Source organism: Glaciecola sp. KUL10 (assembly GCF_003203515.1).
Taxonomy (GTDB): Bacteria; Pseudomonadota; Gammaproteobacteria; order Enterobacterales; family Alteromonadaceae; genus Glaciecola.
Genome location: NZ_BGNG01000014.1, coordinates 40,389 through 54,219, shown reverse-complemented (window position 1 = coordinate 54,219; position 13,831 = coordinate 40,389). Strand labels below are relative to the sequence as shown.

Below are 13,831 nucleotides of genomic sequence, written 5' to 3'. Positions count from 1 at the left end.
CATGTGTAATTGTCAATTCTATCGTCAATTCAGAATAGTTGAATGTTGTTTTATTAACAATCAATTTACATGATGAGATCACATTGTTGATATTAATTTTTACGCTGAGTCCTTAACGCACCAAAAAGAATGCCACCCAGTGCCCCCGCGAGGCACTGTGATAAAAAACCAAACGTCCCCCTAGCACCACCTAATAGCGTTATATTTAAAATTGGCTGCATTGCCAACAAGATTGTTGCAACGGCTACTGCACCCGCAATGCTATATATGATAATGGGGTTGGTCGAAAAACGCTTTAACAAAAGAGATGAAACGAAAAACGCAATACTTAAACCTGCTAATAATATCACGCCATAAGTGGGAGCTAGCCCTTGTAAATCAGCAAATACCGTACTGATTCTATTACTAATTGGAATATTAATACCCAACTCTATTAGTCGATTAAGCACCGATTGCGTATGCAACAACGAGGCGACTACAAAACAAGCAAGTGCCGAGGCAATTAGGTGTAACAGTATTTTCATTATCTTCATGTTCGTAAACTTGTCTGTGAAAAGCGGTTGCTAGGCGTATGTGTTTTCCGGAGAAAAAGTTAACACACCGTTAACTTTATATTAGTATTTGAATAGCTTCCACTTTAAATAACGTTATTAAAAATACAGGAAACTTAAGGTTTATGCGGAAATTACTATCAACGCTAGGCAATCGGATGAATAAACCTCACTATTTATCTTGTGCATCGACATTAATCTGCGCTCTACTATTTTCGGGCTTTATTCGCGCGTCAGATTTGGACACTTTAGGTTTAGATTTTAATACATCGACCGTGGCTGAAGCGCTACCGAAGTCGTGGTCAATCAGCACTTCGCCGGACAATCGGATATTTGTGACCCACCGAGCTGGTGGATTTTCTGTTTTAGACGAGCAATGGAGAGTGCAGACGTTTGAATTTGCGCCTCAAGACTTATACTACAAAGGGCAGGGCGGTTTATTAGATATCGAATTTCACCCGCAATATAGTGAAAACGGATGGGTTTATTTGAGCTATTCATCGGGTAGCGATGACGAAAATGTATTAAAAGTCGTGCGATTTAAACTCAACGAAAATGACAGCACAGTCGACAATCTTGAAATAGTCCTTGTGCTAAATGAGCCGCGTGATACACCTGTGCATTATGGCGGCAGATTAGCCTTTATGTCAGATGGGTCTTTACTTGTCAGTAGTGGTGATGGTTTTGACTATCGAGAACGTGCTCAGATACTTAGTTCGCATCAGGGTAAAATATTGCGAGTCTCTGATACTGGCCAAGCGCTAACTGATAATCCTTTTTATTCATCTGAAAGTGCTGCCGAATCAAAGGTATTTACTTTAGGGCATAGAAATCCACAGTCAGTAATTGTGCTTCAAGACGGAACTGTTGTGACCCACGAGCATGGACCTGCTGGTGGAGACGAAATCAATTTTCTGCAAGCGGGCACCAACTACGGTTGGCCCGTCGTGACCAATGGGATGGATTACATTGGCTCTACTATCTCACCTTTTAAAGACTACCCCAATATGCGCCTTCCTGATCACGATTGGACACCATCTATCGCTCCATCGGGGATGGTATATGTCAAAAATGGTTCAAGTCCACTATCAGGTCGTTTGTTAATTACCTCTCTCAAGTATAAGCAAGTTCACTCTTTACTGCTGAATAATCAAAAGCTCGATGACGAAAAACTTATTTATCAGGGTGATCATCGTTTGAGGGATATTACGCTTGATCCTCAGAGTAATATTTTACTTCTAACTGATGGCGAAACGGCTTCTATCATTAAGTTGGGATTATACGTTAAGTGATGGAAGGTTTTCCCTATCACATCTATTTAAAGTGTCGTTGCAAATTTTGTAATTTGGCATTGATAAAATCGATTAACATTTATAAAACAATTAGTCTTATGAATAATGGCTATTTTGCCGATATCAAACTTTAAAATTCAAATTCTAGGTATGAAGCGGTATACTACGCCGCGAATATAGATTCATGCTGAGTTTCGTGCCTCACTTTTAGTGCACGAAATATCGAGTCAGCACCCAACAAGAGGACGACATAGTGTTAGAAAATTATCGTAAGCACGTAGCCGAACGTGCAGCTGAGAGTATCCCACCAAAACCACTTAATCCAGAGCAAGTTGCTGATTTAGTTGAGTTATTGAAAAACCCTCCTGCCGGCGAAGAAGATTTTTTACTCGAGTTAATTTCTGAGCGAGTACCTCCAGGTGTTGACGAAGCTGCCTATGTAAAAGCAGCTTTCTTAAGCGCAATCGTTAAAGGCGAAGCCAGCAGCCCGCTAATTTCAAAAGACGCAGCAGTTCAACTTTTAGGCAACATGCACGGTGGTTACAACATCGAGACATTAGTGTCACTACTTGACGATGCTGACTTAGCTGAACTAGCAGCAGAAGAGCTGAAGCATACACTATTGATGTTTGATGCTTTCCACGATGTAGAAGAAAAGCACAAAGCGGGCAATGCACACGCAACGGCTGTGATGAACTCATGGGCAGAAGCTGAATGGTTTACATCACGCGAAGACATGCCTGAAAAAATCACATGTTCAGTATTTAAAGTAACTGGCGAAACCAATACAGACGATTTGTCACCTGCACCAGATGCATGGTCACGTCCAGACATTCCTCTACACGCTCGTGCGGCGTATAAAATGACACGTGATGGGCTAACGCCAGAAAAGCACGGCGAAGTCGGTCCTCTAGCTCAAATTGATGAAATTAAAGCCAAAGGCCACCCTGTTGCTTTTGTGGGTGATGTTGTGGGCACGGGTTCTTCACGTAAGTCAGCGACTAACTCAGTCTTATGGTTCTTTGGTGAAGATTTACCGGGTGTGCCTAATAAGCGTGGTGGTGGTATTTGTATTGGCGGTAAAGTTGCGCCAATCTTCTTCAATACTATGGAAGATGCAGGTGCTTTAGTATTTGAAGCTGATGTTGATAAGATGAACATGGGCGACGTGATTGATATTTATCCATTAGCGGGTGAAATCAAAAACGCAGAAACAGGCGAAGTATTAGCAACATACAAGTATAAGTCTGATGTATTACTAGATGAAGTGCGTGCTGGTGGCCGTATCAACCTTATTATTGGTCGTGGTCTAACTGACCGTGCTCGTGAGTCACTAGGGTTAGGCCCAACTGATTTATTCCGAGTACCAGTAGCGCCAGAAGATTCAGGCAAAGGCTTTACGCTAGCACAAAAAATGGTAGGCAAAGCTTGTGGTGTTGAGGGTATCCGCCCAGGCACATACTGCGAGCCTAAGATGACCACTGTTGGATCTCAAGATACAACAGGACCAATGACGCGCGATGAATTAAAAGATCTTGCTTGTTTAGGATTTACCGCTGATTTAACGATGCAGTCTTTCTGTCACACGGCAGCTTATCCAAAGCCTGTTGATATCGAAACGCAACATACATTACCTGATTTCATTATGAACCGTGGCGGTGTATCGCTTCGTCCAGGTGACGGTATTATCCACTCGTGGTTAAACCGCATGTTATTGCCAGATACTGTCGGTACAGGTGGTGATTCGCATACTCGCTTCCCAATGGGTATTTCATTCCCAGCTGGTTCTGGCTTGGTTGCTTTTGCAGCTGCAACTGGCGTTATGCCGCTTGATATGCCTGAATCAGTATTGGTTCGCTTTAAAGGTAAAATGCAACCAGGTATCACTTTACGTGACTTGGTGCATGCAATTCCTTTGTATGGTATCAAACAAGGTCTATTGACAGTTGCTAAAAAAGGTAAAATCAATGCTTTCTCTGGTCGTATCTTAGAGATCGAGGGGCTTGAAGATTTGACAGTAGAGCAAGCGTTTGAATTATCAGATGCATCTGCAGAACGTTCTGCAGCAGGTTGTACAATTAAGCTTTCTGAAGATTCAATTGCCGAGTACCTAAACTCTAACATCACCATGTTACGTTGGATGATCAAAGAAGGTTATGGCGACCCAAGAACACTAGAGCGTCGTGCACGTAAGATGGAAGAGTGGTTAGCCGATCCAAGTCTCATGCAAGCTGATGCTGATGCAGAATACGCAGAAGTTATCGAAATTGATTTGGCTGACATCAAAGAACCAATCTTGTGTTGCCCGAATGACCCAGATGATGCGAAGACCTTATCTGAAGTTGCTGGTGACAATGTTGATGAAGTATTCATCGGTTCGTGTATGACTAATATTGGTCACTTCCGTGCAGCAGGTAAATTACTTGAGCAATACGGCGGTACCTTGCCAACGCGTTTGTGGATGTCTCCACCGACTAAGATGGACGAAGCTCAGTTGATGGAAGAAGGTTACTTCAACATCTACGGTAAAGCAGGCGTTAGAATGGAAATGTCGGGTTGTTCATTATGTATGGGTAACCAAGCTCGCGTACTTGCGGGTGCAACGGTATTATCAACGTCAACGCGTAACTTCCCTAACCGTTTAGGTGATGGCGCAAATGTTTACCTTTGTTCTGCTGAAATGGCAGCCGTTGGCGCAATTGTTGGTAAGATTCCTACGACAGAAGAATACATGGAATATGCAAATAAAATCGAATCAATGAGTAGCGAAGTATTCCGTTACTTAAACTTCGATAAAATGCCCAAATTTACACAAGCCGCAGAAAAAGCAAAAGCTGATATTATTCCAACCTTAAATATCGCTTAAGTTATAAGTTAAATAGCGTTGCATCGCTTTTGTAGCTGATGCAATATGCTAAAAACGTTAGAAAAAGCTGGATAGCGTTTGCGTCCAGCTTTTTTATTGCTTGTTTTTCGTCAGGAAAATAAAAATGACATCAATAAATCTAATATTTCGCCGTGTTTTTACCAAATTTATGGCGGCGAGCTTCTTGGTTGTTTATACAACGGCCGTGCTGGCACATGGAGATGATCATGAACATCAAATATCCGACGTACAAACCAAAGAGGACGTTCAGGCCTTATTAAAAAAAGCTCAAAGTGATGGTTCATTGATCGCGATTGAAGTAGGTGAAAAAACAATAGTCGTAGAATATGCAGATGCGCCAAATGAGCGCGCACTTGGTTTGATGTATCGTCGCCAAATGTGCGCCGACTGCGGCATGCTGTTTAAATTTGACCAAGACCAAATTGGCAGTATTTGGATGAAAAATACGTATATTCCGCTTGATTTAGCTTACATTGAAGAAGACGGAACGATTACTGATATTAAACAGTTAGCGCCTTTTGATTTAAGCCCTGTAAAGAGTTCAAAGCCTGTGCGTTTTGCTCTTGAAATGAATTTAGGGTGGATGGCAATGCACAATATTAAAGTCGGCCAAAAAGTAAAAGTTCAAGACGTTCACGACTTCTAGGCGTGAAATTAGGAATATAAAGCAATTGCCTGCACCATTCTTAGAGCTAAACTCAGGCGAAGTAATTTAAATCAACAACAAGTAAAAAGCAGTAAATAAGAGAAGTTTAAAATGACATCCAGTGTTAATGTAGCCAAATTTGGTGGCACCAGCGTAGCCACTTTTCAAACCATGTGTAGTTGCGCCGATGTAGTGTTAGCTAACCCAAACACAAAAGTAGCCGTTGTAAGTGCTTCAGCCGGTGTAACTAATCACCTTGTTAAGCTGGCCAGTACACCCCTGACACAAGCTCAAATCAGCGAGACTGTAGCTGAGATTGAAAAGATTCAAACCAATATTTTAGAGCAACTTAAACACCCCGGTAATGTGGCTGAAAAACTATTTGATTTGCTTGCTGAGGTGGCGACATTGGCTGCTCATGAAGAAATTAATTTTAGAGACGATGTTAAAGACTCACTCATGTCGATGGGCGAAAGAATGTCTTCTTTACTATTCGCCGAAGTCTTAAAAGAAAAAGGCGCGAGCGCAGTCAATTTTGACGTCAGAAAAGTATTGCGTACCGATGATACATTTACTAATGCCGCCCCCGATGTTCCCGCTATCAAAGAATTAGTACAATCATTACTTGTGCCTGAGATTGAAGATAATATCGTTGTGACTCAAGGTTTTGTCGGCGCAGATACACAAGGACGAACAACTACATTAGGGCGTGGTGGTTCTGATTTTACCGCTGCATTGTTGGCTGAAGCCTTAGGTGCGCAAACATGTGAGATCTGGACTGATGTAATTGGCGTTTATACAACCGACCCTCGTATAACCGAGCAAGCTAGACCGCTGCCAGAATTGAGCTTTGAAGAAGCGGCTGAGATGGCAACATTTGGTGCTAAAGTTTTGCACCCAGCGACCATGGAGCCTGCGTTACGACAAAATATTAAGGTCTTTGTTGGCTCGAGCAGAGAGCCAGAAAAAGGCGGCACATGGATTGTACGCGATTGTGAGCATGAACCTGCATATCGAGCGATTACACGCCGCAAAGAACAGGTTATGGTCACTGTCAAAACACCTAAAATGATGTACGCGCAGGGTTTCTTGCAGCGTGTTTTTGCGATTATTGCTAAACACAAGTTATCAGTAGATTTGGTGACTACATCTGAAATTTCGGTTTCGTTTACCTTAGATAATCCTCCCAACACGGTTTCTGAAAAGATAAACAAAGCTACTCTTGCTGAACTAACGACTATTTGTGATGTAAGTGTTGAAACGGGCTTTGATGTTGTGACGGTAGTCGGCAATAACATGCACAGTGGCGCAGGGGTATCGAGTAAGATTTTTTCAGCGATTTCTGACTTTAATTTGAGAATGATCTGCTTTGGTGCTAATCCCCATAACTTGTCTTTTGTAGTATCTGCATTAGATAGTGAGGATATCGTAAAAGTACTGCATAAAGCGCTATTCGAGTAATAACGTTTGTTAAACGACGGGTTCGATATCGTTGATTAGCCACTTATTTTGTTCTTTGATAAACAAAACTCGCTTTAATTCTTTGATTTTCCGACCATGATTGTGGCCAGTAAAAAGAATAGTAACGGAAGTACGGTCACCTGTTTTGCTGGTTATTTCGCTAAATGAACGGTCTATATTGATATCGACGCCTTGATCGTATTGCAAGTTTAAAAGGTATCTTGAGAATGAATTAGGACTTTGATACGCCTGAATGGTTTGCTGGTATTTTACCGAAGATAAAGCAAGCATAGTATCGAAGTCATTAGTATTGTAATTTGCTTGAAAGAAGCTAAGTGCTTTGTATTCCGGTGATTCAGAAGAAAACCCACCAAAGGGCCTATCGTGATGCCCATTGCATGCAAAGAGGTAGCTCGACAGAATGAGCAAAAAAATGAGTTTTGAAACACCACCCTTCATAAAGAAAATCAGCTCTTAAGTTATAAACATTCAATATGAGAATAGTAGATAACTCAAGAGCTGATTAAAAGTTTCTAATCAATACCTAAAGATTAGGTTTGATAACTGTCTAGACCTTAAACTCGCCTATTGATTCTTGAAGCTCATCAGCCAATTTAGCCACTTCAGCGCTAGATGCCGTCGTTTGTTGAGCACCTAAAGTTGTCTCTTCAGCGATGCCAACGATACTTTCAAGTCGTTCGCTGATCTCACTTGATACAGTATGTTGCTCACGTGCTGCCTGCTCAATTCTGGAGCTAACTTCATATGCTCTATGAACTGCGTCGGTAATAACGTCTAGCGCAAGTGTTGCTTTTTCTGTTTGCTCTACACATACGCTAGTTTGATCGCGACCCTGATTCATTACTGATACAGCGCGCTCTGCACCTGCTTGTAACTGCTCAATCATGGTGTTGATTTCTTGAGTTGATTGCTGAGTACGGCTTGCTAGAGTGCGTACTTCGTCAGCAACAACTGCGAAACCTCGCCCTTGCTCACCCGCTCTAGCGGCTTCAATTGCCGCATTCAATGCGAGTAGATTTGTTTGATCGGCAACCCCGCGAATAACGTCAAGAATACCACCAATGCTTGCGCTGTCTTGGTGTAGTTTGTTAATCACGTCCGCAGCATCTTGTACATCTCTTGCGAGCACCTCGATAGTATGTTTATTCTCTTGTGAGATTTGTTTTACTTTCTCTGCTTCGGCGTCGGCATTTTTAATTTCTTTTAGGGTGTCATCAGCACTTTGAGAAACTAATTCTGATGTGCTGTGCATTTCTGTCGTCGCGGCAGCTATTTGAGAAATTTGTGACTTTTGCTCTTCTATCGAATTAGTAGTTTGTGCGGTGATGGTAGACGTCTCACCAGACGCAGCGGCTAACTGGTCAGCACGCATATTTATACCGTCTATTAAGGCTTTTAGGTTATCAATCAATTGATTACAGTTTTTAGATAACACACCAAATTCATCCGTAGAACTATCGTCCAGTCTATGAGTCAAGTCGCCAGAAGATGCGATTTTCAGCAATTCGTTCACTTTACCTAGTGGTACTTTGATTGCCATCACACTTTTAAAACCGATAAATCCTGCTGCCAACACAGAGGCAATTATCAAGACAACAATAAAGGTCAAGCTACCAGATACTAATGATGAAACATGTTCTTTAATTTTAGCCGCTTTTCCATTTGCCGAATTGAGCAGACTGTCTAATGCGTTGCGCCCATCCGCAATGTTTATATCAGAAGCAACAAGCGCATCCTCTGCCTTTTTACTGGCGACAAGACGGGCCAACTTAGTCGAGACGATTCCATTATTTTTTTCAATTAAATCAATAGCGTCTGTGATTAACTCTTCTGCTTCCTCAAGCGTACCACTATCATCCTGACCATTTGCTGCCGACATCATGTTCGAGAGACGCTCAAGGGTTTGTGCTTTGAATACATCGACTTCTTGCTGTCTTATTTCAGCTCGTTGTTGTGTCTTCACGTTAGTAAAATCAGCAACTGAGGACATTAGTGACAATAGGCTGCCTTCTAGACTAGTAGCAATTTGTGCCGCCTCTGAGAGCGCAGCGCTATCTTCAACCTCGTCGAGGTCGGTAAAGTCTAAGAGTAAAGATGACGCATCATCTAGCTGTTCTTCTAAAGTTGAGCGCATTGATGCCACTTGATTTCGACCGTTTAAATCTTGTAAGTGGTTCTTATACATTTCGTTGGCGTTGTTGATATAGTCATTAAATATCAACTCGACTTTGCTCAAAAGTGGCTTGAGTTCTTTATCGTTTTGAACCGTCCCTTTCAACTTGGCTAAAGTGGCTTCAAATTGTTCTTTGCTTTTAGAAAAGTCAGTTTCTTTTCCTTTCAAGTCTGCAACCTGTTCACTTATGTAAGCTTCAAAAGTTAGCCTGCCCATATTTAAAAAATGGGTTTCCAAATTAGCGCTTTGCGATACCGTTGGCATCGCGACATCACTTACTTCATTGGTTGCGCTATCGATACTAGTTAAACTGATCAGCGACGAAATCCCTAACACGATGAGTAGAAGGCTACTTACGGCAAAACCGCCGATGACCTTCATCGCAACTGTAAGATTCATTTTTGCTCCTTAGCTTCATGCCAAATGTTGATGTTCGCACGTAAAATTAGCGAGTCGTTAAGAAGGGTATCGGATTAGATTGTTATTTCTTTATGCTGAAATGCTAAAAATCTTTTGATTTTCGATGCAGTACATTGACATTGACTTACCCCACACGTAACCGGTGTCCAATGCAATGAAACGAGAAGAGTGAGTATCGCCTGATAAGGATGCCCAGTGACCAAAAACAACCTTGTGATGTTTTTTTAATTGTGTATTTTTCATCTTAAACCATGGGGTCAATAAAAGTGGAGCATTACTTGGGTGGCACTTTTGTTTGAAGTCTAAACCCTGTTTGTCGTTTAAGAAACGCATTCTAGTAAATGCGTTCGTAATGAAGCGAAGCCGTTCCATTCCTTCAATTTTATCATCCCATGTGCTGGGTTCGTTACCGTACATAGATTTCAAAAATTTAATTGCTTTTTTACTTTTTAAATAGTCTGACACTTCATTCGAATGCCTAATAGCTTGTTTAAATGACCAAGCGGGGTATAGGCCGGCATGACTGAGCAAGTGTTGTTTGTCGATTCTAATCGCCAAAGGTTTGCTACTTAACCACTTAATTAGGTCCTCAAAGTCATGGGCACTTATTAAATCATCAAGTAAATCATTCGTCTTGACCCGTCCTACTTGATGGTAAATGGCAATTAAATGTAAATCATGGTTGCCCAACACCGTTTCAAAGCTACTTCCCATGCTTTTTAAGTAACGTAGGGTTTCTAGCGATGATGGGCCACGCGCAACTAGGTCTCCAACAGCCCACAACTTATCGTGTTTAGGATCAAACTTAACTTTTTTAAGTAGCTTTTGTAAGCCGTGCAGACAGCCTTGAATATCGCCAACAACATAATTCATTTAGTGCAGACTATTTGGTATCGCCAAACTGAAAATAGGGATGGCCGCGCGTTTTGTGCTGCCGTCGAAGAGTTCAAATTCATAATATCCCTCCATAGTCCCGACGGGCGTTTTTAACATCGAAGCGCTAGTGTAGTCAAAACTTTGATTGGGTTCGATCAACGGTTGTTTGCCAACAACACCATCCCCAGCAACTTCAACTTTTTCTCCGTCACCATTAGTGACTAACCAATAGCGCCGGAGTAATTGTACACGTTGATTACCAAGATTTTGTATCGTCACTTTATAACTAAAGACGAATGCAGGCTCTGCATCTTTTTGCTCCTGACGACCTAAGAACTTTGTTTCTACTTTGATTTTGATATCTTCAAGCATGGCTAGTCGCTTGGAAGTGAATTGGCTAGGTTTGCAAAGTCTTGAAGCGTCAGCGCTTCAGCCCTCAAGCTTGGCTCTATTCCAGCTTCACTTATTTGAGTCTCAGTCAACAAAGAAGATAAGCTATTGCGAATAGTCTTCCGGCGTTGATTAAATGCTGTTGTAACGATTTTTTGCAAAGCATCTACTGAATCTAATTTTACTGGTGGAGCCTTGTGCGGAAGTAATCTGACAACGGCCGAATCAACCTTAGGTGGTGGATTAAATGCCGAGGGCGGAACAAATACAACGGGTGTTGCTTTACAGTAATATTGCGCCATTACTGATAACCTGCCGTAGAGTTTATCACCCGCAACCGCACACAAGCGCTTTACCACTTCATTTTGAAGCATAAAATGCATGTCTTTTATTTTGGAATGAAAGCTAAATAGATGGAACATCAACGGTGTAGAAATATTATAGGGGAGGTTGCCAAAAATGCGTAAATCGCCTTCTTCTTCACTGAGCTGTGAAAAGTCAAATTTTAATGCATCGTGTTCTAATACATTAAGTTTAGCATTTAAAAATGGATGATGACGCAGCCTTTTTGCGAGGTCTCTATCAAGTTCAACGACGTTAAGATGCTCAACCAATTCAGCAACGGGCTCTGTCAACGCCCCCAAACCTGGTCCAATTTCAACAAGGTTTTCACCATTCAAAGGATGAATAGCATTAACAATCTGATTAATCACATATTGATCATGCAAAAAGTTCTGTCCAAAGCGTTTTCGGGCTGTATGGCCTAAATGCTTTTGACTCATACTTTTTTCCTTGCCAATTTAATTGCTTTTAGAATAGCCAACTTAAAGCTGCCACAGTCTATATCATTGCTGCCCGCTAAATCGGCCGCCGTACCATGATCTACAGATGTCCTAATAAATGGAAGTCCGAGCGTTATATTCACGGAGGCGCCAAAGCCTTTGTATTTTAATACTGGTAAACCTTGATCGTGATACATGGCTAACACTGTATCCGCTTGTTCAAGGTATTTAGGCTGAAAGATAGTATCAGCAGGCAACGGTCCAATTAAATTAATACCCTGGTCTCTGAGTTCATTGAGCTTTGGCGTGATAACCAATTGCTCTTCTTTTCCTAGGTGTCCGTCTTCTCCGGCATGAGGATTCAAGCCACACACTAAAATTTTGGGTGATTCAATACCGAACTTTAATTTCAAATCGGTATGGATTATGTGAATGACTTTGTCTAATCTTTCGGGGGTAATTGCCTTCGACACATATGCTAGTGGGATATGTGTCGTTGCTAAACATACGCGTAAACCTTCTGTCGCTAGCATCATAACTACATCTGAACAATTTGCCTGGTGCGCAAAAAACTCAGTGTGACCACTAAAAGATATACCAGCCTTATTGATGATTCCTTTGTGCACAGGCCCTGTGACCACGGCATCAAAGGTGCCATCAATATTTTCTTGGCAAGCTTGTCTTAATGTCTCTACCACATAGTGACCGTTTTCACTATTCAATTCACCGGCGATGACTGGCGTTTGTACAGGGATATGCTTAACGATTAACTGACCTGGTTGTTGTATATAATCACTGTCTGGTGAGTAGGGAATAATTTCCAGTGCTACGCCTAACATCTTTGCGCGTTCAAGCAGCATATCCGCATCAGCAAATACAACAAGTTGAGCATCCCAGATTTGTTCGCTCAACTTAATGATTAAATCAGGCCCGATCCCTGCTGGTTCGCCGGGTGTGACTGCAATTTTCAATGATTCAGACATTAAATATTGCTCTCTTCTATCACTTCTATATAGGCACCGTCGCGCATCTCACGAATCCAGTTTTCGGTTTCTTCTGTGAATTTGCGATTGTAAAGTAATTGAGCTGCACGGTCTTCTTTTAACTTTTCCGTGGCGTCGTCTACCCGTCTGTCTATTAGTTGAATTAGATGCCAACCGTGAACAGTTCTGACAGGCATAGAATACTCATCTTTTTCTAGTGTAGCTAGCGCAGCTTTAAATTCTGGCACATAGATTTCGGGGTCGTTCCAACCTAACACGCCACCTTTAAGCGCTGAACCTGGGTCCTGTGAATGCTCCTTTGCCAATTCTGCAAAGTCAGCTGTGCCTTCAATTAATTGGGCTCTAAATTCTAAGAGCATTTGTTCTGCTTTTTGATCACTTAAAATGATTGAAGGTGGGACTAAAATATGTCTCGCGTTAACCTCTTCAACCTCGACTTTTTCGACCCCTCGGGTGTCTAGAATTTTAAGAATATGAAAACCTGCTCCACTTCTGATCGGGCCGATTAATTCATCTTTGCTTTTATTCTGTACCACTTCAGCGAACAAGGTAGGCATAGCATTGACGTTTAACCATCCCATATCTCCACCTTCTAGCGCTTTAGGGCCTGACGAAGATGCAATGGCAATTTTGGTAAAGTCGGAACCGTTGTTCAGTAGTTCAATGACTTTATCAGCTCGGTCGCGAGCAGTCTCAACGTCTGCATCACTTGCACCTGATTGAATACCAATTAATATATGGCCTAGTCTGTATTCTGCCTGTTGCTCACCTTGTTGGTTTAATACCGTCATCAACGCTTCTATTTCTTGCGGTGTTATATAAACGCGTCGACGCACGTTAGCACGTCGAACTTCACCAGTGATTAGTTCTTCTCTAACCTGCTCTCTATATTCTTCATAGTTTAGCCCTTGCGCCTGAATTTCACGACGAAACTGCTCGAGTGTTAAGCCCTCACGCTGAGCTATATTGGCGATAGTTTGCTCAAGCTGTGGGTCGCTAATTTGAATACCCATGCGGCTGGCGACTTGCATCTGTAAATTAGTAAGAATCAAACGCTCTATAGCTTGGGTTCGCAACGCGCGATCAGACGGTAAGTCTTGATTGTTTGTGATCGCGTTTTGTTTAACCGTCTGCACTAGCTTCTGAATTTCACTCTCGAGAATGACGCCTTGATCTACAATAACGGCTACTCTGTCCAATGTTTGGACACCAGACTGCGCATTGACTGCGCTGCTGAAAATTAAACTAGCTAGCAATGACGCTACTATTAATGCTTTATACTTCATATTTTCTCTAATCATTATTTAACTGTTTGTTTGCCCTAGCTT

General features: G+C 41.9%; 12 protein-coding genes. 4 read left to right on the top strand and 8 right to left on the bottom strand.

Translation table 11 applies throughout. The features are described from left to right. Window positions 1-92: 92 nt before the first annotated feature. Entirely contained in the window at window positions 93-524 is a 432-nt protein-coding gene (locus KUL10_RS17205) for a hypothetical protein (protein WP_110430194.1), read from the bottom strand. A gap of 185 nt (window positions 525-709) precedes the next feature. Between KUL10_RS17205 and KUL10_RS17200 the strand changes: the two genes are divergently transcribed. From KUL10_RS17200 to lysC, 4 genes are all read left to right on the top strand, one after another. Continuing rightward, window positions 710-1,843, top strand: a complete 1,134-nt coding sequence (locus KUL10_RS17200; RefSeq protein ID WP_110430193.1) for a PQQ-dependent sugar dehydrogenase — start codon at window positions 710-712, stop codon at window positions 1,841-1,843. 253 nt (window positions 1,844-2,096) lie between these two features. Beyond that, window positions 2,097-4,709 carry a bifunctional aconitate hydratase 2/2-methylisocitrate dehydratase gene (gene acnB / locus KUL10_RS17195; protein ID WP_110430192.1) on the top strand — a complete coding sequence of 871 codons (2,613 nt, stop codon included), beginning with the start codon at window positions 2,097-2,099 and terminating at the stop codon, window positions 4,707-4,709. A 124-nt stretch (window positions 4,710-4,833) separates the two neighbouring features. Next, on the top strand, window positions 4,834-5,376 hold the full coding sequence (locus KUL10_RS17190; RefSeq protein WP_110430191.1) for a DUF192 domain-containing protein: 543 nt from the start codon (window positions 4,834-4,836) through the stop codon (window positions 5,374-5,376). A 111-nt stretch (window positions 5,377-5,487) separates the two neighbouring features. After that, entirely contained in the window at window positions 5,488-6,837 is a 1,350-nt protein-coding gene (gene lysC / locus KUL10_RS17185) for a lysine-sensitive aspartokinase 3 (protein WP_110430190.1), read from the top strand. Between the two features lie 9 nt (window positions 6,838-6,846). Here the strand turns inward: lysC and KUL10_RS17180 are convergent, their stop codons facing one another. From KUL10_RS17180 to surA, 7 genes are all read right to left on the bottom strand, one after another. After that, a complete protein-coding gene (locus KUL10_RS17180; protein ID WP_110430189.1) occupies window positions 6,847-7,296 on the bottom strand; it encodes a hypothetical protein in 450 nt (149 codons plus the stop codon). Window positions 7,297-7,405: 109 nt separating this feature from the next. Then, window positions 7,406-9,430, bottom strand: a complete 2,025-nt coding sequence (locus tag KUL10_RS17175) for a methyl-accepting chemotaxis protein (protein WP_110430188.1) — start codon at window positions 9,428-9,430, stop codon at window positions 7,406-7,408. A gap of 90 nt (window positions 9,431-9,520) precedes the next feature. After that, complete coding sequence (locus KUL10_RS17170) at window positions 9,521-10,324, bottom strand: symmetrical bis(5'-nucleosyl)-tetraphosphatase (RefSeq protein WP_110430187.1); 804 nt, start codon at window positions 10,322-10,324, stop codon at window positions 9,521-9,523. Beyond that, complete coding sequence (apaG, locus tag KUL10_RS17165; RefSeq protein WP_110430186.1) at window positions 10,325-10,699, bottom strand: Co2+/Mg2+ efflux protein ApaG; 375 nt, start codon at window positions 10,697-10,699, stop codon at window positions 10,325-10,327. Window positions 10,700-10,701: 2 nt separating this feature from the next. Further along, window positions 10,702-11,499, bottom strand: coding sequence for a 16S rRNA (adenine(1518)-N(6)/adenine(1519)-N(6))-dimethyltransferase RsmA (gene rsmA / locus KUL10_RS17160; RefSeq protein WP_110430185.1), 798 nt, complete (start codon window positions 11,497-11,499; stop codon window positions 10,702-10,704). Continuing rightward, window positions 11,496-12,482, bottom strand: coding sequence for a 4-hydroxythreonine-4-phosphate dehydrogenase PdxA (gene pdxA, locus KUL10_RS17155; RefSeq protein WP_110430184.1), 987 nt, complete (start codon window positions 12,480-12,482; stop codon window positions 11,496-11,498). Before pdxA ends, rsmA begins: the two co-directional genes overlap by 4 nt. Continuing rightward, window positions 12,482-13,789, bottom strand: a complete 1,308-nt coding sequence (gene surA, locus KUL10_RS17150; RefSeq protein ID WP_110430183.1) for a peptidylprolyl isomerase SurA — start codon at window positions 13,787-13,789, stop codon at window positions 12,482-12,484. Before surA ends, pdxA begins: the two co-directional genes overlap by 1 nt. Window positions 13,790-13,831: the final 42 nt, after the last annotated feature.